This is a genomic window from Hydrogenophaga sp. (assembly GCF_030373225.1).
GTDB lineage: Bacteria > Pseudomonadota > Gammaproteobacteria > Burkholderiales > Burkholderiaceae_C > Hydrogenophaga.
The window spans coordinates 48,415-68,609 of sequence record NZ_JAUCZG010000005.1 but is presented as its reverse complement, the minus strand read 5'-3'; the positions used below and the strand labels follow the sequence as shown (position 1 = coordinate 68,609).

Here is a 20,195-nt window from a genome sequence, read left to right as displayed (position 1 = left end):
CACGAGTGCACCGGAGCGGGACATGATTGAAGGCGTATTCAAGGAAGGTTTCGTCACCACCAGCTACGACTCGGTGGTGAACTGGGCCAAGACGGGCTCGCTGTGGCCCATGACTTTCGGACTGGCCTGCTGTGCGGTCGAAATGATGCACGCGGCAGCCGCGCGTTACGACATCGGCCGCTTCGGCTCCGAGGTGTTTCGCGCCAGCCCGCGCCAGTCCGACCTGATGATCGTGGCGGGCACGCTGTGCAACAAGATGGCGCCGGCCCTGCGCAAGGTCTATGACCAGATGGCCGAGCCACGCTGGGTGCTGTCGATGGGTTCGTGTGCCAATGGCGGTGGCTATTACCACTACAGCTATTCGGTGGTGCGCGGATGCGACCGCATCGTGCCGGTGGACGTCTACGTGCCGGGTTGCCCTCCCACCGCCGAAGCCCTGCTGTACGGAATCATCCAGTTGCAGCAAAAGATCCGCCGCACCCAGACCATCGCCCGCGCCTGATTGCGGGTGGCCCCGGCGAAACGAGTTCCCAGAGACGTATCCATGACCCAGAGCACAACAACCTCCTACACCGTCGAGCCGGAAGCCCTGAAGCGCAGCCTCGCCGGGCTGCTGGGTGAGCGCGTTGTTTCGCTGGATGTGGTTCGGGACGAGCTCACGCTCACCGTGGCGGCGAGCCACTACCTCGACGTGATGAAAACGCTGCGGGATGCCCCCGAGGCTTCGTTTGAGCAACTCATCGACCTGTGCGGCATGGACTACCAGACCTATGGCGACGGTCGCTGGGAGGGCTCGCGCTTCGCTGCCGTGGTGCATCTGCTGTCGGTCAGCCACAACCACCGGGTGCGTGTCCGGGTGTTCTGCCCGGAGGACGACTTCCCGGTGCTGGCATCTGTCACCGGGCTCTGGGCTGCGGCCAACTGGTACGAGCGCGAAGCGTTTGACCTCTTCGGCATCGTGTTTGAAGGGCACGACGATCTGCGCCGCATCCTCACCGACTACGGCTTCATCGGCCACCCGTTTCGCAAGGACTTTCCGCTGTCGGGTCATGTCGAGATGCGCTACGACGCCGAGCGCCAGCGCGTGATTTACGAACCGGTGAGCATCGAACCCCGGGAAATCACGCCGCGCATCATCCGCGAAGACAACTACGGGGGCCTGCACTGAAGGCTTTGGCCTTCCTGCGACATCGTCATGGCTGAAATCAAGAACTACACCCTCAACTTCGGTCCGCAGCACCCGGCTGCCCACGGCGTGCTGCGCCTGGTGCTCGAGCTCGACGGCGAAGTCGTGCAACGCGCCGACCCCCACATCGGCCTGCTGCACCGAGCCACCGAAAAGCTGGCCGAGCACAAGACCTACATCCAGTCATTGCCCTACATGGACCGGCTGGACTATGTGTCGATGATGTGCAACGAGCACGCCTACTGTCTGGCCATCGAGAAGCTGCTCGGCATTGACGTGCCGATCCGCGCGCAATACATCCGGGTGATGTTCAGCGAAATCACGCGCCTGCTCAACCACCTGATGTGGCTGGGCTCGCACGGCAACGACTGCGGCAGCTCCACCATCCTGATCTACGCGTTTCGCGAGCGCGAGGACCTGTTCGACATGTACGAGGCGGTGTCCGGGGCGCGCATGCACGCGGCCTATTTCCGGCCGGGCGGTGTGTACCGCGACCTGCCGGAGACCATGCCGCAGTACCGGCACAGCAAGATCCGCAATGCGCGAGCCATGGAGCAGATGAACACGAACCGCCAGGGTTCGCTGCTCGATTTCATCGACGATTTCACCAGGCGCTTCCCCACCTATCTCGCCGAGTACCACACGCTGCTGACCGACAACCGCATCTGGAAGCAGCGCACCGTGGGCATCGGCGTGGTCGCGCCCGAACGCGCCTTGAACCTGGGCATGACCGGCCCCATGCTGCGCGGCTCCGGCATTGCCTGGGACCTGCGCAAGAAGCAGCCTTACGACGTGTACGGGCAGATGGATTTCGACATTCCGGTGGGCAAGACCGGCGACTGCTACGACCGCTACCTGGTTCGCATGGAGGAGATGAAGCAGTCCAACCGCATCATCGAGCAGTGTTCGAAGTGGCTGCGTGCCAACCCTGGCCCGGTGATCACCGACAACCACAAGGTGGCGGCACCCGCCCGTGAGGCCATGAAGGCCAACATGGAAGAGTTGATCCACCACTTCAAGCTGTTCACCGAGGGCTTCCACGTGCCCGAAGGCGAGGCCTATGCGGCGGTGGAGCATCCCAAGGGCGAGTTCGGCATCTACCTCGTGAGCGACGGCGCGAACAAACCCTATCGCCTGAAGATCCGCGCGCCCGGTTTTGCGCACCTGGCCACGATGGACGAGATGGCGCGCGGGCACATGCTGGCCGACGCCGTGGCCATCATCGGCACCATGGACATTGTTTTCGGGGAGATCGACCGATGAGCACCGGCCAACCACTTGCTGCTGTCGAGTTCAGCAGCGCCACCCGGCAGCGCTTCGCGCGCGAAGTCGCCAAGTACCCGGCCGATCAGGCCCAGTCGGCGGTCATGGCCTGCCTGGCGATCATCCAGCAGGAAGCTGGCTTCGTGAGCACCGCGGCCGAGGCCTCTCTGGCCGGCTACCTGGGCATGGAGCCCATTGCCGTGCATGAAGTGACGACCTTCTACAACATGTACAACCAGCAGCCAACGGGCCGGTTCAAACTCAACGTCTGCACCAACCTGCCCTGCCAGCTTCGTGATGGCCAGAACGCATTGCATCACCTCGAGCACAAGCTCGGCATTCGCATGGGAGAGACCACCGCAGACGGCTTGTTCACCCTGCAGCAGAGCGAATGCCTGGGCGCCTGCGCCGACTCGCCGGTGATGCTGGTCAACGACCGACACATGTGCAGCTTCATGAGCAACGACAAGCTCGACCAGCTGATCGACGGCCTCAAGTCGACGGTCGGCGCCCCGCAAGGACAGTCATGAACGCCGAACAGATCCTCTCGCAGTTCCGCGCCACCGGCGTGCAGAGCTGCTTCCACGGTCGTCACATCAACCCGCAGATCTATGCCGACCTCAACGGCGGCAACTGGTCGCTCAACGACTATCTGGCGCGCGGTGGCTACCAGGCCCTGCGCAAGGTGCTGGGCAAGGACGGCGCCGAGCCGGCGGGTGATCCGCCCGTGGTCGGCATGACCCAGGACCAGGTGATCGCCACCCTGAAGGAGTCGGCGCTGCGCGGCCGCGGCGGTGCGGGCTTTCCCACCGGCCTGAAGTGGAGCTTCATGCCGCGCCAGTTCCCGGGTCAGAAGTACCTGGTGTGCAATTCCGACGAGGGCGAGCCCGGTACCTGCAAGGACCGCGACATCCTCATGTACAACCCGCACATCGTGATCGAGGGCATGGCCATTGCCGCCTTCGCCATGGGCATCAGCGTGGGCTACAACTACATCCACGGCGAGATCTTCGAGGCCTACGACCGCTTCGAGGCGGCGCTCGAAGAAGCGCGTGCAGCTGGACTGCTCGGTGACAACATCCTGGACAGCGGGTTCAGCTTCCAGCTGCACGCCTTCCACGGTTTCGGCGCCTACATCTGCGGCGAAGAAACCGCGCTGCTTGAATCGCTGGAAGGCAAGAAAGGCCAGCCGCGCTTCAAGCCACCGTTTCCGGCCAGCTTCGGCCTGTACGGCAAGCCCACCACGATCAACAACACCGAAACCTTTGCCGCGGTGCCGTGGATCATCCGCCATGGTGGCGCGGCGTATCTGGCCTGCGGCAAGCCCAACAACGGTGGCACCAAGATCTTTTCGGTCAGCGGTGACGTGGAGATGCCCGGCAACTACGAGGTTCCCATGGGCACACCGTTCAGCAAGTTGCTCGAGCTCGCTGGTGGCGTGCGCAAGGGCCGCACGCTCAAGGCCGTGATTCCCGGTGGTTCCTCCTCGCCGGTGTTGCCGGCGTCCACCATGATGGACTGCACCATGGACTACGACTCCATCGCCAAGGCCGGCTCAATGCTGGGTTCGGGCGCGGTGATCGTGATGGACGACAGCCGCTGCATGGTCGAGTCGCTCAAAAGGCTGTCCTACTTCTACATGCACGAATCGTGCGGCCAGTGCACACCGTGTCGCGAGGGCACGGGCTGGCTCTGGCGCATGGTCAGCCGCATCGACGCGGGCGAGGGTCGCCCGGCCGACATGGCGCTGCTCGACAACGTGGCCGAGAACATCATGGGCCGCACCATCTGCGCCCTGGGCGATGCGGCGGCCATGCCGGTGCGCGCGATGATCAAACACTTCCGGCATGAGTTCGAGGCCAAGATCGCGGCCGCTCAGTCGCCAGCCAAGGCCGCATAAGAGAAACAATTCCCATGGTTGAAATCGAACTCGACGGCAAGAAGGTGGAAGTGCCCCCGGGCAGCATGGTCATGCATGCGGCCGAGAAGGCCGGTACCTACATCCCGCATTTCTGCTATCACAAGAAACTGTCCATCGCGGCCAACTGCCGCATGTGCCTGGTTGACGTGGAGAAGGCGCCCAAGCCGATGCCGGCCTGCGCCACGCCGGTCACGCAGGGCATGATCGTTCGCACCAAGAGCGACAAGGCCATCAAGGCCCAGCAATCGGTGATGGAGTTCCTGCTGATCAACCACCCGCTGGACTGCCCGATCTGCGACCAGGGCGGCGAGTGCCAGCTGCAGGACCTGGCGGTGGGGTACGGCAGTTCGGGCTCGCGCTACGAAGAAGAAAAACGCGTGGTCTTCCACAAGGACGTCGGCCCGCTGATTTCCATGCAGGAGATGAGCCGCTGCATCCACTGCACGCGCTGCGTTCGTTTTGGTCAGGAAGTGGCCGGCGTGATGGAGCTGGGCATGATCCACCGCGGCGAGCACGCCGAGATCACCACGGTGCTGGGCGACACGGTCGACTCCGAGCTCTCGGGCAACATGATCGACATCTGCCCGGTCGGCGCGCTCACCAGCAAGCCGTTCCGCTACAGCGCGCGCACCTGGGAACTCTCACGCCGCAAGAGCGTGAGCCCGCACGACAGCACCGGCGCGAACCTCATCATCCAGGTGAAGAACCACAAGGTCATGCGCGTGGTGCCGCTCGAAAACGAAGCCATCAATGAGTGCTGGCTCGCCGACCGGGACCGTTTTTCGTACGAAGCCGTCAACAGCGAAGACCGCCTGACCGCGCCCATGCTCAAGCAGGGAGGCGAGTGGCACACGGTCGACTGGCAGACCGCGCTCGAATATGTTGCCAACGGCCTGAAGCAGGTCAAGGCCGAACACGGCGCCGGCGCCATCGGCCTGCTGGCCAGCCCGCACAGCACGCTGGAAGAGCTGGCGCTGGCCGGTGCCCTGGTGCGCGGCCTGGGCAGCCAGAACATCGACAGCCGCTTGCGCCATGCCGATCCTTCCAACACCGCTCCCGCCGGTGCAGCGCGCTGGCTGGGCATGCCGATCGCATCGCTCTCCAACCTCCAGCGTGTGCTGGTGGTGGGCTCGAACCTGCGCAAGGACCACCCGCTGTTCGCACAGCGGATCCGTCAAGCCCAACGCAAGGGCGCGCAGGTCAACGTGCTCAACGCGGTCGCACAAGACTGGGCCATGCCGCTGAAAAACGTGGTGCTCGCCGACAGCGGCGTCTGGGTGTCGGCGCTCGCCGGCATTGCCGCGGCCGTTGCTGCCGAGACCGGTGCGATCGCGCCGGCGAACGCCGACGTGACCGACGCCCACCGCGCCGTGGCGAAATCGCTGCTGGGTGGTGAGCACAAGGCCATCCTGCTCGGCAACGCCGCCGCGCACCATCAAAAAGCAGCCAGCCTGCTGTCGTTGGCCAACTGGATCGCCCGGCAGACCGGTGCCACGGTGGGTTACTTCAGCGAAGCCGCCAACACGGTGGGCGCGCAGCTGGTGGGCGCCGTGCCGGGGCAGGACGGCATGGATGCCGGCCGGATGCTGGCGGGCGGGGTGCATGCGCTGGTCCTGCTCAATACCGAACCCGAGCATGACAGTGCGGCCGGCGTCGGCTCTCTGGCCCCGGGCGGCATGGTGATCACGCTCAGCCCGTTCAAGACCAACCTCGACCTCAGCGATGTGCTGCTGCCGATCGCACCCTTCACCGAGACATCGGGCTCCTTCGTCAATGCCGAAGGCCGACTGCAGAGCTTCCACGCCGTTGTTCGCCCGCTGGGTGAAACGCGCCCGGCCTGGAAGGTGATCCGCGTGCTGGGCAACCTGCTGGGTCTGGCCGGCTTCGATGCCGATTCCTCCCAGGCCGTGCTGGCCAGCGTCCTGCCCGGTGTCGCCAGTGGCGCGCTGGTGGATGCTGCCCGTCTGGACAACACCGGCAGCGTGCCGATCGACACGGCGCCTGCCGGCGCCGAACCCTGCGTGGCCGCGATCTACCAACTCGACGGACTGGTGCGCCGTGCTCCTGCGCTGCAGATGACCGCAGACGCCCGCGCCAGCCTGACCACCCATGAGGTGCACGCATGATCGACGCGATGTACAACGGCGGCCTGGGCCTGATCGCCGCACCGTGGTGGACCACCGCGGCCTGGCCGGTGCTCTGGAACCTGATCAAGATCGTGGCCGTGTTGGCGCCTCTCATGGGCGCGGTGGCCTACCTCACGCTGTGGGAGCGCAAACTGCTCGGCTGGATCCAGGTCCGCCACGGACCCAACCGCGTGGGCCCTTTCGGTCTGCTGCAGCCCATCGCCGATGCGCTCAAGCTGCTGACCAAGGAGCTGATCCGCCCGAGTGCGGCGAGCAACGGCCTGTTTCGCCTGGGCCCCATCATGGCCATCATGCCGGCGCTGGCCGCCTGGGTGGCCGTGCCATTCGGCCCCGAAGCGGTGCTGGCCAACGTGAATGCCGGTCTGCTGGTGATCCTGGCCATCACCTCGATCGAGGTGTATGGCGTGATCATCGCGGGCTGGGCCTCCAACTCGAAATACGCGTTTCTCGGCGCGTTGCGCGCCTCGGCGCAGATGGTGAGCTACGAGATCGCCATCGGCTTCTGCTTCCTGATCGTTGTGATGACGGCAGGCAGTCTGAACCTGGTCGAGATCGTGAATTCGCAGGCCCGCGGCATGGCCGCCTCGCAGGGGCTGAACTTCCTGTCGTGGAACTGGCTGCCGCTGCTGCCGATCTTCTTCGTGTACCTGATCTCCGGCGTGGCCGAAACCAACCGGCACCCCTTCGACGTGGTCGAAGGCGAGGCCGAGATCGTCGCGGGCCACATGGTCGAGTACTCCGGCATGGGCTTTGCCATCTTCTTCCTGGCCGAGTACGCCAGCATGTGGCTGATCTCGGTGCTGGCGGTGCTGATGTTCCTGGGCGGCTGGTTGTCGCCCATCGACAGCGCGCTGTTCAACTGGATCCCGGGATGGATCTGGCTCGGCCTGAAGACCTTCCTCGTGGTGTCCATGTTCATCTGGATCCGTGCCACCTTTCCGCGCTTCCGTTACGACCAGATCATGCGTCTGGGCTGGAAGATCTTCATTCCCGTCACGCTCATCTACCTGCTGCTCGTCGGCGGCCTGATGCAGACGTCGTGGAACCTCTGGAAATAAGAGGGCGCCTGACCATGTCCACCATCACTGCCCAAACCACTGCGTCCCCTGCGGTCGTGGCGCCATTCTCGTTCCGCGATTTTCTCAACAGCTTCTTGCTGGTGGAACTGTTCAAGGGCATGGCCCTGACGGGTCGCTACGCCTTCAAGCGCAAGATCACCGTGCAGTTTCCCGAGGAAAAGACGCCGCTGTCGCCGCGCTTTCGCGGCCTGCATGCGCTGCGCCGGTACGAAAACGGCGAAGAGCGCTGCATTGCCTGCAAGTTGTGCGAAGCGGTGTGCCCGGCCATGGCGATCACGATCGAGTCCGACGTGCGCGAGGACGGCTCACGACGCACCACGCGTTACGACATCGACCTGACCAAGTGCATCTTCTGCGGTTTCTGCGAGGAGAGCTGCCCGGTGGACTCCATCGTCGAAACCCACATCTTCGAATACCACGGCGAGAAGCGGGGCGACCTGTACTTCACCAAAGAGATGCTGCTGGCCGTGGGCGACCGCTACGAGACCGAGATTGCCGCCGCCCGGGCCGCCGACGCCCCCTATCGCTGATCGCTGCGACCCTGGAATCCGACCGGACCCGACGACACAACCACAACGCCATGGACTACCAGACCGGCTTCTTTTATCTCTTCGCTGCGGTGCTGCTGTTTGCAGCCTTCCGCGTGGTCACCGCGCGAAACCCGGTGCACGCTGTGCTGTTCCTCATGCTGGCGTTTTCGCAGGCGTCTGCGTTGTGGTTGCTGCTCAAGGCGGAGTTCCTTGGCATCACCCTGGTGCTGGTGTACCTGGGCGCGGTGATGGTGCTGTTCCTGTTCGTCGTGATGATGCTCGATATCAACATGGACAGCGTGCGCAAGGGTTTCTGGAAACACTTCCCGCTGGCCGCGATCCTCGGTGCCCTCGTGGCGGCCGAACTGATCGCCGTGCTGTTTGTCGGCTTTCCGAGCCTGGCGGCAAATCCGGATGCGGCCGGCGCCGGCATCAACGCCGCCAACTACTCCAACACACGCGAGCTGGGGCTGCTGCTCTACACCGAGTACCTCTACCCCATTGAGGTGGCTGCCGTGATCCTGCTGGTGGCCATGATTGCCGCGATCGCACTCACCCTTCGCCAGCGCAAGGACAGCAAGGCCATCAACCCGGGCCTGCAGGTGCATGTGCGCGCCCGTGACCGTCTGGTGGTGCTGCCCATGGCGCCCACACAAAAAGCCGCGCCCGAGGCGCCGGCAGCCGCCGAGGAGGGCAAGGCATGAACTTAACCAGTCTGACCCTGGGCCATTTCCTGTCGGTGGGCGCGATCCTGTTCGCGCTGTCGGTGGTCGGCATCTTCCTCAACCGCAAGAACCTGATCGTGCTGCTCATGGCGATCGAGCTGATGCTGCTGGCGGTGAACATGAACTTCGTGGCCTTCTCCCATTTCCTGGGCGACATGCACGGGCAGGTGTTCGTGTTCTTCATCCTGACCGTGGCCGCCGCCGAGTCGGCGATCGGCCTGGCCATCCTGGTGCTGTTGTTCCGCAACAAGCATTCGATCAGCGTCGAAGAGCTCAACACGCTCAAGGGCTGAGCACCGGCACCAAGACCAGAACCCAACAGCACCATGAGCACCACACTCTCTGCCAGCACCTTGCTCGCCGTCCCCATGGCGCCGCTGATCGGCGCGGCCCTGGCCGGCATTCTGGGCACCACCTTCGGTGGCAACGTCATCGGCCGCCGCGCCTCGCACACGCTCACCATCCTGGGTGTGCTGGTCGCCTTCGTCCTGTCCGCCATGACGCTCAAGAGCGTGGCCCTGGACGGCGCCCGCTTCAACGAGACCCTCTACACCTGGATGGTCGTCGGCGGGCTGAAGATGGAGATCGGCTTTCTGGTCGACGGCCTCACCGCCATGATGATGGTGGTGGTCACCTTCGTCTCGCTCATGGTGCACCTCTACACCATCGGCTACATGGAGGAAGACGAAGGCTACAACCGCTTCTTCGCCTACATCTCGCTGTTCACCTTCTCCATGCTCATGCTGGTCATGAGCAACAACCTGCTGCAGCTGTTCTTCGGCTGGGAAGCGGTCGGCCTGGTGTCCTACCTGCTCATTGGTTTCTGGTTCAACAAGCCCACGGCGATCTTCGCCAACATGAAGGCGTTTCTGGTCAACCGCGTCGGCGATTTCGGGTTCATCCTGGGCATTGGCCTGATCGTGGCCTACGCCGGTACGCTGAACTACACCGAGGTGTTTGCCAAGGCGCCGGAACTCGGCGCCATGGGCTTCCCCGGCACCGACTGGCTGCTGATCACCGTGATCTGCATCTGCCTTTTCATCGGCGCCATGGGCAAGAGCGCGCAGTTCCCGCTGCATGTGTGGTTGCCCGATTCGATGGAAGGCCCGACCCCCATCTCGGCGCTGATCCACGCTGCCACCATGGTCACGGCCGGCATCTTCATGGTGGCGCGCATGTCGCCGCTGTTCGAGTTGTCGGACACCGCGCTCAACTTCATCCTCATCATCGGCGCCATCACCGCGCTGTTCATGGGCTTCCTGGGCATCATCCAGAACGACATCAAGCGCATCGTGGCCTACTCCACCCTGTCGCAGCTCGGCTACATGACGGTGGCGCTCGGCGCCTCGGCCTATTCGGTGGCGGTGTTCCACCTCATGACGCACGCATTCTTCAAGGCGCTGCTTTTCCTGGCCGCAGGCTCGGTCATCATGGGGCTGCACCACAACCAGGACATCCGCTGGATGGGCGCCGTGCGCAAGTACATGCCCATCACCTGGATCACCTCCCTGCTCGGCACGCTGGCCCTGATCGGCACGCCCCTGTTCTCGGGCTTTTATTCCAAGGACAGCATCATCGAGGCGGTGCACTTCAGCAACCTGCCGGCCGCAGGCTTCGCCTACTTTGCGGTGCTCGCCGGTGTGTTCGTGACCTCGTTCTATTCATTCCGCCTGTACTTCCTGGTGTTCCATGGCAAGGAGCGCTACGACCAGAACCCGGACGCCCACCACGACGACCATGGTCACCACGACGATCATGGTCACGGCAAGCCGCACGAATCACCCTGGGTGGTGACGGTGCCGCTGGTGCTGCTGGCCATTCCGTCGGTGGTGATCGGCTTCATGACCATCGAACCCATGCTGTTCGGCGACTTCTTCAGCGATGCGATCACGATCAACGCGGCAGCGCATCCGGCCATGGCCCGGTTTGCCGAGATCTTCCATGGTCCGCTGTCGATGGCCACCCATGCCTTGTCCACGCCGCCGCTCTACCTGGCACTCGCCGGCGCCGTGAGCGCCTGGTACATGTACCTGATCAACCCGGCCGTGCCGGCCGCCATCGGACGCGCACTGCGTCCGCTGGTGGTGATTCTCGAGAACAAGTACTACCTGGACTGGTTCAACGAGAACGTTCTCGCCAAAGGCGCGCGCGCACTGGGCATCGGGCTGTGGAAGGGTGGTGACCGTGGCGTGATCGAAGGCGGTGTGGTGAACGCCAGCTGGAAGCTGGTGGGACTGGTGTCGGGCGTGGTGCGCCGCGCCCAGACGGGTTATCTCTACCACTACGCGCTGATGATGATCGTGGGTGTGCTGCTGTTCATGACGTACTTCGTCTGGCTCGCCAAATAAAACAAGAGGAAGAAGAACATCATGGGTTTGCTGAGCCTTGCCATCTGGACGCCCATTGCTTTTGGCGTCGTGCTGCTGGCCCTGGGCCGTGACGAACAGGCACCCATGGTGCGCTGGATCGCGTTGGTGGGTGCGTTGGTGGGGCTGGCGGTCACGGTGCCGCTCTACACCGGATTCAAGCTCGGCACGGCCGCGCTGCAGTTCGTCGAGAAGAGTCCCTGGATCGAAAACTTCAACATCCACTACCACCTCGGCGTGGACGGCATCTCGCTGTGGCTGATCCTGCTCACGGCCTTCATCAACGTGGTGGTGGTGGTGGCGAGCTGGGAGTCGATCACGACGCGCGTCAACCAGTACATGGGTGCGTTCCTGATCCTCTCGGGTTTGATGATCGGCGTGTTCGCCGCGCAGGACGCGATGCTGTTCTACGTGTTCTTCGAAGCCACGCTGATCCCGATGTACCTGATCATCGGCATCTGGGGCGGCCCGAACAAGATCTACGCCGCGTTCAAGTTCTTTCTGTACACGCTGCTCGGCTCGCTGTTGATGCTGGTGGCACTGATCTACCTGTACACCGTGTCCGGCGGCAGCTTTGCGCTCGCTGACTGGTACCAACTGCCCCTGAGCAGCACCGCGCAGACCTTGCTGTTCTTCGCCTTCTTCGCAGCGTTTGCCGTGAAGGTGCCGATGTGGCCGGTGCACACCTGGCTGCCCGATGTGCACGTGGAAGCCCCCACCGGCGGCTCGGCCGTGCTGGCCGCCATCATGCTCAAGCTCGGCGCCTACGGTTTTCTGCGTTTCTCGATGCCGATCCTGCCCGACGCTTCGCAGGAATGGGCCTGGCTCATGATCGCGTTGTCGCTGGTGGCGGTGATCTACGTGGGTCTGGTGGCCATGGTCCAGCAGGACATGAAAAAGCTGGTGGCGTACTCCTCGGTGGCCCACATGGGCTTCGTCACCCTGGGCTTCTTCGTCTTCAGCGACCTGGGTGTGTCGGGCGGTATTGTGCAGATGATTGCCCACGGCTTCGTGTCGGCCGCCATGTTCCTGGGCATCGGCGTGCTGTACGACCGGGTGCACTCGCGCGAGATCGCCGACTACGGCGGCGTGGTCAACACCATGCCCCGGTTTGCCGCATTCGCCTTGCTCTTCACCATGGCCAACTGCGGCCTGCCGGGTACGGCCGGCTTCGTGGGCGAATGGATGGTGATCCTGGCGGCGGTGAAGGCCAATTTCTGGATCGGTCTGCTCGCCGCCTCGGCCCTGATCTTCGGTGCCGCCTACTCGCTGTGGATGTACAAGCGCGTCTACCTGGGCGCCGTGGGCAACGACAACGTGAAAAAGCTGGTCGACCTCAACCCGCGTGAATTTCTCGTGATGTCGGTGCTGGCGGTGGCCGTGCTCTTCATGGGCGTGTACCCCAAGCCTTTCACCGACGTGATGGACGCCTCCGTGGCCGACCTGCTGCGCCACGTGGCCATTTCCAAGCTGCCCCAGTGAGCCGGGCGCGCCACACGACACAAGAGAACGAACAATGATTGACAAGCTCAGCTGGGTCGCGGCCTACCCGGAAATCCTCCTGCTCACGATGGCCTGCGTGATCGCGCTGGCCGATCTGACGGTGAAGTCGCCCCTGCGCGGCACCACCTATGTGCTCACGCTGCTGTCGCTGGGTGCCGTGGCCCTGCTGCTGGCCATGGCTGCCGCTTCCGGCAACACCATCATGGGCTTCGGCGGCATGATCGTCAGCGACCCCATGGGCAACTGGCTCAAGTTCTTTGCCACCATCGCCATGATGGTCACGCTGGTGTACGGGCGCGACTATGCCGGTCAGCGCGACATGCTGCGCGGCGGCGAAATGTTCACGCTGGCCATGTTTGCGCTGCTGGGCATGTTCGTCATGATCTCCGGCCACAACTTCCTGGTGATCTATCTCGGTCTGGAGTTGCTCACGCTCTCGAGCTACGCACTGGTGGCCCTGCGCCGCGACGACGTGCAGGCCACCGAAGCGGCCATGAAGTATTTCGTGCTGGGTGCTTTGGCCAGTGGATTCCTGCTGTACGGCCTGTCCATGGTGTACGGTGCCACCGGCTCGCTGGACCTGGCTGCGGTGATGCAGTCCATCGCTGGTGGCGAGGCCACGCTCAAGGGTTCGGCCCAGGTGCTCACGCTCGGCCTGGTGTTCGTGGTGGCCGGCCTGGCCTTCAAGCTCGGTGTGGTGCCGTTCCACATGTGGGTGCCCGATGTCTACCACGGGGCGCCGACCGCCATCACGCTCATGATCGGCGGCGCGCCCAAGCTGGCGGCATTTTCCATCGTCATCCGTCTGCTTGTCGAAGGCATGCAGCCGCTGGCGTTTGACTGGCAGCAGATGCTCGCTGTGCTGGCCGTCATGTCGCTGCTGGTGGGCAACTTCGCCGCCATTGCGCAAACCAACCTCAAGCGCATGCTGGCGTTTTCCACCATCGCCCAGATGGGCTTCATGTTGCTCGGCCTGCTCGCCGGCGTGGTCGATGGCGACTCCGGCAACATGGCCAATGCCTACGGCTCGTCGATGTTCTATGTCATCACCTATGTGCTGACCACGCTGGGCACGTTCGGCGTGATCCTGCTGCTCTCGCGCAGCGGTTTCGAGTCCGAGAACATCAGCGATCTGGCGGGCCTGAACCAGCGCAGCCCGCTGTACGCCGGCGTCATGGCCATCTGCATGTTCTCGCTGGCCGGTGTGCCCCCTCTGGTGGGCTTCTACGCCAAGCTGTCGGTGTTGCAGGCGCTGCTGGCCTCCAGCGGAGCGTTCTACGTGGGGCTGGCGGTGTTCGCGGTGATCATGTCGCTGATCGGTGCCTTCTACTACCTGCGCCTGGTCAAGGTCATGTACTTCGATGCCCCCACGCAGACCGCCGGCATCGAGGCCGGGCTGGACGCCCGTTCGGTGCTGTCGGTCAACGGAGCGCTGGTGCTGTTGCTGGGCATCCTGCCGGGCGGCCTCATGGCGCTGTGTGCGCAAGCCGTGGCGGCATTGCTGGCCTGACCTGCCTGGGCCTTCGCACCGGTGAACTTCGCCGGTGGGGCCGGCTCACACCCTCCACCATGAACCACAGCTTCTCCATCTGGCTGGTGTTGATCACCGCCCTGCTTGCAGCCAATCTGCCTTTCATCAACGAACGGTGGCTGGCGGTGATTCCGCGCAGCCTGCCCAAGACGCTGTGGATGCGTCTGGCCGAACTGGTGGTGTTGTATTTCGCCGTTGGAGCAGTCGGTCTGGCCCTGGAGCACAGCGCCGGACAGATCGCACCACAGGGGTGGGAGTTCTACGCCACCACGGCCGCGCTCTTCATCACGCTGGCCTTCCCCGGTTTTGTCTATCGGTACCTGTACCGTCACAGATAAGTCTCCCCCGGCACTTTGAAATGAACGAGGACAGCCACCTGGTCGAAACGCCGTTGTCGCGCACCGAGCTCTTGCGCGGTCACTTTCTGCATGTGGTGCGCGACACCGTGCGCCTGCCCGGCGGGGCCGAGGCCACGCGCGAGTACGTGCTGCACCCGGGGGCCGTGATGGTCATCGGCTTGCTCGATGACGGTCGCGTGGTGCTCGAGCGCCAGTTCCGCCATCCGATGCAGGCGGTGATGATCGAATTTCCGGCCGGCAAGCTCGACCAGGGTGAAGACAGCCTCGGGTGCGCACAGCGCGAGATGCTCGAGGAAACCGGCTACAGCGCCCGGGAGTGGGCATTTGCCGGTCGGCTGGCCCCCACGGTGGCTTACTCCGACGAAACCATCGACATCTGGTTCGCCCGCGGCCTCACACTGGGCGAGCGGCAACTCGACAATGGTGAGTTCCTCGACGTGTTCACCGCCACACCCGCCGACTTGCGGGCCTGGTGTTTCAGCGGCGAGGTGATCGACTGCAAGACCCTGATCGGCTCGATGTGGCTGCACAACGTGCTCAGCGGCGAATGGGCCCTGCAGTGGCACAGCGGCGCAACGGCCTCTTTGGCGGGACAATCGACGCGATGAAGGTCCTCAACCTGCAGTGTGCCCACCAGCACGAGTTCGAAGGCTGGTTCGCCTCTGAAGATGATTTCGTGAGTCAGCTGGGTCGCGGCATGGTCGCCTGCCCGCTGTGCGGGGACGTGCACATCGACAAGAAGCTGACGGCGCCCCGGCTGAACCTGCGCTCGGGCCGCAACGAGCCGGAGCCAGCGGCTGCGCAAGCGCCGTCGGTGGCGATGAGCAACCATGTGATGGATCCCGAACTGGCGGCCCTGCAGGCCCGCATGTTGCGGGCCCTGCGCGAGGTGGTGGCCAACACGGAAGACGTGGGCGAGCGCTTTGCCGACGAGGCCCGTGCCATGCACCACGGTGAGCTGGATCACCGCAACATCCGCGGTCAGGCCAGCCCCCAGGAGGCGCTGGCCCTGATGGAAGAGGGCATCGAGGTGATCGCGCTGCCGGCGCTGCCGGCGATCAAGGAAACGCTGCAGTAGGCGCCTGCCCCGGGGCTTGCATGGCCCGGTGGGCCGGCTTCAGGGGTACAGGCCGCGCAGGTCGCGCGCATGCAGGATGCGCTTGCAGGCCACGATGAAGGTGGCCGTGCGCAGACTCACCTTGTTCTCGTCGGCCACCTGCCACACGGCGGCGAAGGCGTCCTTCATGATCTTCACCAGGCGGGCGTTGATCTCGTCCTCGCTCCAGAAGAAGCTGGAGAAGTCCTGCACCCACTCGAAGTAGCTCACCGTCACACCGCCGGCATTGGCAATCACGTCGGGCAGCACCAGCACGTTGCGCTCGTGCAGGATGTCGTCGGCCTGCGGCGTGGTCGGGCCGTTGGCGCCCTCGATCACCAGGCGGGCCTGGATGCGCCCGGCATTCGCTTCGGTGATCTGGGATTCGAGCGCGGCCGGTATGAGGATGTCGCACGGCACGTCCCAGAACGCATCGTTTTCGATCACCTCGGCGCCGGCAAAACCGGCCACCGAGCCCACCTGCGCCACGTGCGCGAGCAGCGCGGGCACGTCGAGCCCGGCTTCGCGGTGGATCGTGCCGCCATGGTCCTGCACCGCCACCACCCGCGCGCCGGCTTCGGCAAACAGCTTGCCGGCCACGCCGCCCACGTTGCCAAAGCCCTGCACCGCCACGCGGGCGGTGGGAATGTCCAGCCCGATGCGCCGCGCCGCTTCGACACCCACCGTGAAGACACCGCGCCCGGTGGCTTCGCGCCGGCCCAGCGAGCCGCCGAGGTCCACCGGTTTGCCGGTGACGACGCCGGTTGCGGTCGAGCCTTCGTTCATCGAGTAGGTGTCCATCATCCAGGCCATGATCTGCTCGTTGGTGTTCACGTCCGGCGCCGGGATGTCCTTGGTCGGGCCGATGATGATGCCGATCTCGCTGGTGTAGCGGCGGGTCACCCGCTCGAGTTCGCCGCGCGTGAGCTGGCGCGGATCGACCCGGATGCCGCCCTTGGCGCCGCCATACGGCACGTTCACCGCCGCGTTCTTGATCGACATCCAGGCCGACAGCGCCATCACTTCGGACAGGGTCACGTCCTGGTGAAACCGCACACCGCCTTTGCCTGGCCCGCGTGAGGTGTTGTGCTGCACGCGATAGCCCTCGAAGTGGGCCACCGAGCCGTTGTCCAGCAGGATCGGCACGTCGACGATCAGCGTGCGCTTGGGACGCTTGAGGGTGTCGACCCAGCGCGCCAGCGGACCCAGGTAGGGCGTGACGCGGTCCACCTGTTGCAGGTAAATGCCCCAGGGGCCGAGGTGCTTCGGATCCAGATAGGAGGGAAGGGCTTGCGTGAACACGGCCGGGGCGCTCTGAGCGCTGCCGGCCGGGGAGGGCGAGGGGGATGACATGGCGGATTCCTTGTGGGTGTGCAGCCCATGCACTGGACCGACCCGCGAAGCTTACGGAGCCGGTCGGCCGCTGTCCAAGGCCGCGATGCCATTGCGTCATGCGTTCAGTGCATGAGCGTGCCTGTTTTTCAGGCGTTGAACTGCAGCGCCGCCAGGCCGGCGTACACACCGCCGAGCGTGACCAGCTGCTCGTGTGTGCCCTGTTCCACCAGCCGTCCCCGGTCCAGCACCACGATGCGGTCGGCCTGTTGCACCGTGGCCAGCCGGTGTGCAATGACCAGCGTGGTGCGGTCCTTCATGGCCGATTCGAGCGCGGCCTGCACCATGCGTTCGCTCTGGGCGTCCAGCGCACTGGTGGCTTCGTCGAGCAGCAGCAGCGGCGGGTTCTTCAGCATGGCGCGCGCAATCGCGATGCGCTGGCGCTGACCGCCCGAGAGCCGCACGCCGCGCTCGCCGAGGAAGGTGTTGTAGCCCTCGGGCAACTGGTCGATGAACTCGTCGGCAAAGGCGGCCGTCGCGGCCGCACGCACCTCGGCATCGCTGGCACCCGGTTTGCCGTAGCGGATGTTTTCCATCGCGCTGCTGGAGAAGATCACCGGGTCCTGCGGCACGATGCCCACCCGGTTGCGCAGGTCCTGCAGCTTCATCTGATGAATCGGCACGCCGTCCAGCCGAATCGTGCCCAGGGCCGGGTCGTAGTAGCGCAGCAGCAGGCCGAAGACGGTCGTCTTGCCGGCGCCACTCGGCCCCACCAGCGCCACGGTCTGACCTGGCTCGACCGCCAGGCTGAAGCCCGCGAGCGCGGCCTGCGCCGGGCGCGAGGGGTAATGGAAGGTGATGTCGTCGAACACCAGCGCGCTGCCGCCCTGCGGGGTCGCCGCCTCCAGCGGTTGTTCGGGCGACTGGACCGGCGAGGCGCTGGCGAGCAACTCCATCAGGCGCTCGCTGGCTCCCGCCGCGCGCAACAGGTCGCCATACACCTCGCCCAGCACCGCCACCGCGCCGGCCAGGATGATGATGTAGAGCACCGTCTGCCCCAGGTGGCCCGGTGTGATGGTGCCGGCCAGCACCGCCTGTGTGCCCTGGTACAGGCCCCACAGCAGCAGCCCGGCGGTGCTGATGATGATGAAGGCCACCAGCACCGAGCGTGCCCGGGTGCGCCGGATCGCGGTGTCGAAGGCGAACTGGGTGGACTCGTTGAAGCGCGCCGCTTCACGGTCTTCGGCGGTGTAGCTCTGCACCACCGGTATGGCGTTGAGCACCTCTGCGGCGATCGCACTGGAGTCGGCCACGCGGTCCTGGCTGGCACGCGAGAGCTTGCGCACCCGTTTGCCAAACCACATGCTGGGCAACACCACCAGCACGATGATCAGCAGCACCTGCAGCATCACCCAGGGGTTGGTCCACACCAGCATGATCAGGGCACCGATGCCCATGACGGCATTGCGCAGGCCCATGGAGAGCGACGAGCCCACCACCGTCTGAACCAGCGTGGTGTCGGTGGTCAGGCGCGAGAGCACCTCGCCGGTCTGCGTGGTTTCAAAAAACTGCGGGCTCTGGCGCAGCACATGGCTGTAGACCGCGTTGCGCAGGTCCGCGGTGACGCGTTCGCCCAGCCAGCTGACCAGATAGAAGCGCATCGCCGAAAAGATGCCGAGCGCCACCGCCACGGCGAAGAGGGTCGCAAAGTGCCCGGTCAGGGCCATCGCCTGCTCGCCGCGGCCGGCGGGTGCCAGGCCGCTGTCGATGAGGAAACGCAAGGCGAGCGGAAACGCCAGCGTGGCCGCTGCAGCCAGCACCAGAAACAGGATCGCCAGGCCGATCTGCAATCGGTAGGGCCGCAGGAACGGCACGAGGCCGCCGAGCGAGGTGGGGGTGGTGGCTTTGGGGCGGTCGGTGGGGGAAGGGGCGCTCATGCCGTCGAGTGTGCCGGGTTTTTGCAGCGGTCTGGCCGCGGCACATTGATCCTGGTTTCCCGGGCATGGAGGTTTGCGTGGCGGGGCTTCACAGCACCAGCCGCTGCGCATACCCCGTCATTTCCAGATAGCCGCGCCCGACCCGTCGACCGCCGCTGTCGAACAGGTCCGAGAGGCCCTCCCAGTACACCGTTCCGGTGCCCTGGCGGCCGTCGAGTTCCTGCGGGTCGATCACGGCCTTGACCGTGTACACACCGACCGGTGTGCGCACCTCCCAGTCCACCGGGTAGCGGGCCCGGGTCAGCGGACTGAGCCAGGAGCGCAGGGGTTTGAACGCCACCTCGTCCGTGCCGAAACGCCTGAGCTGTGTGGGGCTTGCGGCATGTCGGGCCTCCCGAAACGATCCACCTGCCCAGAGCTGGCTGCCGTCGGCCCGGCGCAGCTGAAACGCCGTCAGGCTGTGGCCGTCCAGCAGGTTCATGCCGATCCAGTCCCAGCCCACGGCTTCGGGATGCAGCAGCGCCTCGCTCCATTCGTGGTCCAGCCAGGCCGTGCCCTGCACGTCGAAACGCTGGCGGCCGATGCCCAGCGTGCCGCGCACCGCGAGTTGGGGCTGGGACACATAGAAGCTCGCCTGCGAGGCATCGGGTCCCTTGCGTGAAAAGCCCTCGTTCCCCTGCAGCAGCCAGGCCTGCTGCGGCCGTGCCACGAGGTCGATCGACAGCGCGTCACCCCCGATGCGCGTGGTGTAGTGGCCCTCGGGTGCCCGATCGATGTGCCAGTCGCGCAGCACCACGCGGGTGTCGGCCTCGCTGGCGAACACGCCACGCTCCGGCTGCGACGCCGGTTCGCCGTTCCAGCGCGCCATGCGCTGGTCGTGCAGCAGCTTGCCGCCCTGCACGTCGGTGATGGCGGCGTGTGCGAACAGCAGGTGTCTCGCGGCGAGCCGGCTTTGCAGGGCTTGTGTGCCATCCACCCGGCTGCGGAAGAACGTGACCTGGAAACCGAAATCACGCCCCTTGTCGTCCTGGGCATGGCCGGTGAGGTACCACCACTCGGTGCGCGTTTCGTTGTGGCTGCCGTGGTCGCGCGGAAAGACGAGCGGCCGCGGTTGCAGGGCGTCGCCCGGGCGGTGCGGGCTTTGCGCCCGGGCCTTCGGGAAGGCGAGGGCGCCCGTGGCTGCGATCAGCAGGCGGCGCCGGCTGGTGAGGGCTTCGACA

The 20,195-nt window shown here is 65.0% G+C and carries 19 protein-coding genes; 16 read left to right on the top strand and 3 right to left on the bottom strand.

What is annotated here, in order from left to right; all coding sequences use genetic code 11:
- Window positions 1-22: 22 nt before the first annotated feature.
- From QUV35_RS04480 to QUV35_RS04405, 16 genes are read left to right on the top strand one after another with little or no spacing between them, the layout of a single operon-like run.
- A complete protein-coding gene (locus QUV35_RS04480; RefSeq protein ID WP_056273769.1) occupies window positions 23-502 on the top strand; it encodes an NADH-quinone oxidoreductase subunit B family protein in 480 nt (159 codons plus the stop codon).
- A gap of 42 nt (window positions 503-544) precedes the next feature.
- Window positions 545-1,168 (top strand): NADH-quinone oxidoreductase subunit C, encoded by a 624-nt coding sequence (locus tag QUV35_RS04475; protein ID WP_300871167.1) that lies wholly within the window; start codon window positions 545-547, stop codon window positions 1,166-1,168.
- 27 nt (window positions 1,169-1,195) lie between these two features.
- Window positions 1,196-2,449 carry an NADH-quinone oxidoreductase subunit D gene (locus tag QUV35_RS04470; RefSeq protein WP_300871165.1) on the top strand — a complete coding sequence of 418 codons (1,254 nt, stop codon included), beginning with the start codon at window positions 1,196-1,198 and terminating at the stop codon, window positions 2,447-2,449.
- Entirely contained in the window at window positions 2,446-2,979 is a 534-nt protein-coding gene (gene nuoE, locus QUV35_RS04465) for an NADH-quinone oxidoreductase subunit NuoE (RefSeq protein WP_300871163.1), read from the top strand. Before QUV35_RS04470 ends, nuoE begins: the two co-directional genes overlap by 4 nt.
- Window positions 2,976-4,349 (top strand): NADH-quinone oxidoreductase subunit NuoF, encoded by a 1,374-nt coding sequence (gene nuoF, locus QUV35_RS04460; protein WP_300871161.1) that lies wholly within the window; start codon window positions 2,976-2,978, stop codon window positions 4,347-4,349. The genes nuoE and nuoF overlap by 4 nt, the downstream gene beginning before the upstream one ends.
- A gap of 14 nt (window positions 4,350-4,363) precedes the next feature.
- Complete coding sequence (nuoG, locus tag QUV35_RS04455; protein WP_300871159.1) at window positions 4,364-6,496, top strand: NADH-quinone oxidoreductase subunit NuoG; 2,133 nt, start codon at window positions 4,364-4,366, stop codon at window positions 6,494-6,496.
- Window positions 6,493-7,575: an NADH-quinone oxidoreductase subunit NuoH gene (gene nuoH / locus QUV35_RS04450; protein ID WP_300871157.1), complete on the top strand. Its 1,083-nt coding sequence runs from the start codon at window positions 6,493-6,495 to the stop codon at window positions 7,573-7,575. The genes nuoG and nuoH overlap by 4 nt, the downstream gene beginning before the upstream one ends.
- A gap of 14 nt (window positions 7,576-7,589) precedes the next feature.
- Window positions 7,590-8,126, top strand: coding sequence for an NADH-quinone oxidoreductase subunit NuoI (nuoI, locus tag QUV35_RS04445; protein WP_300871155.1), 537 nt, complete (start codon window positions 7,590-7,592; stop codon window positions 8,124-8,126).
- Between the two features lie 50 nt (window positions 8,127-8,176).
- Window positions 8,177-8,830, top strand: coding sequence for an NADH-quinone oxidoreductase subunit J (locus QUV35_RS04440; RefSeq protein WP_300871153.1), 654 nt, complete (start codon window positions 8,177-8,179; stop codon window positions 8,828-8,830).
- Window positions 8,827-9,144 carry an NADH-quinone oxidoreductase subunit NuoK gene (gene nuoK / locus QUV35_RS04435; protein ID WP_300871152.1) on the top strand — a complete coding sequence of 106 codons (318 nt, stop codon included), beginning with the start codon at window positions 8,827-8,829 and terminating at the stop codon, window positions 9,142-9,144. The genes QUV35_RS04440 and nuoK overlap by 4 nt, the downstream gene beginning before the upstream one ends.
- Window positions 9,145-9,177: 33 nt before the next feature.
- Window positions 9,178-11,199, top strand: coding sequence for an NADH-quinone oxidoreductase subunit L (nuoL, locus tag QUV35_RS04430; RefSeq protein ID WP_300871150.1), 2,022 nt, complete (start codon window positions 9,178-9,180; stop codon window positions 11,197-11,199).
- Between the two features lie 21 nt (window positions 11,200-11,220).
- The gene (locus QUV35_RS04425) at window positions 11,221-12,699 is read left to right on the top strand and encodes an NADH-quinone oxidoreductase subunit M (RefSeq protein WP_300871148.1); all 1,479 of its coding nucleotides are present in this window, start codon (window positions 11,221-11,223) and stop codon (window positions 12,697-12,699) included.
- A gap of 34 nt (window positions 12,700-12,733) precedes the next feature.
- Window positions 12,734-14,230 carry an NADH-quinone oxidoreductase subunit NuoN gene (gene nuoN / locus QUV35_RS04420; protein ID WP_300871146.1) on the top strand — a complete coding sequence of 499 codons (1,497 nt, stop codon included), beginning with the start codon at window positions 12,734-12,736 and terminating at the stop codon, window positions 14,228-14,230.
- A 59-nt stretch (window positions 14,231-14,289) separates the two neighbouring features.
- Entirely contained in the window at window positions 14,290-14,589 is a 300-nt protein-coding gene (locus tag QUV35_RS04415; protein ID WP_300871145.1) for a DUF2818 family protein, read from the top strand.
- Between the two features lie 20 nt (window positions 14,590-14,609).
- Window positions 14,610-15,218, top strand: coding sequence for an NUDIX hydrolase (locus QUV35_RS04410; protein ID WP_300871143.1), 609 nt, complete (start codon window positions 14,610-14,612; stop codon window positions 15,216-15,218).
- Window positions 15,215-15,688: a DUF1178 family protein gene (locus tag QUV35_RS04405; RefSeq protein WP_300871142.1), complete on the top strand. Its 474-nt coding sequence runs from the start codon at window positions 15,215-15,217 to the stop codon at window positions 15,686-15,688. Before QUV35_RS04410 ends, QUV35_RS04405 begins: the two co-directional genes overlap by 4 nt.
- A 39-nt stretch (window positions 15,689-15,727) precedes the next feature.
- Here the strand turns inward: QUV35_RS04405 and QUV35_RS04400 are convergent, their stop codons facing one another.
- The 3 genes from QUV35_RS04400 to QUV35_RS04390 all read right to left on the bottom strand — a co-directional run bounded on the left by QUV35_RS04400 (window position 15,728) and on the right by QUV35_RS04390 (window position 20,161).
- Entirely contained in the window at window positions 15,728-17,059 is a 1,332-nt protein-coding gene (locus QUV35_RS04400) for a Glu/Leu/Phe/Val dehydrogenase (RefSeq protein WP_300871141.1), read from the bottom strand.
- 128 nt (window positions 17,060-17,187) lie between these two features.
- Entirely contained in the window at window positions 17,188-18,975 is a 1,788-nt protein-coding gene (locus QUV35_RS04395) for an ABC transporter transmembrane domain-containing protein (RefSeq protein ID WP_300871139.1), read from the bottom strand.
- An 88-nt stretch (window positions 18,976-19,063) separates the two neighbouring features.
- The gene (locus QUV35_RS04390; RefSeq protein ID WP_300871321.1) at window positions 19,064-20,161 is read right to left on the bottom strand and encodes a carotenoid 1,2-hydratase; all 1,098 of its coding nucleotides are present in this window, start codon (window positions 20,159-20,161) and stop codon (window positions 19,064-19,066) included.
- Between the last annotated feature and the right edge of the window lie 34 nt (window positions 20,162-20,195).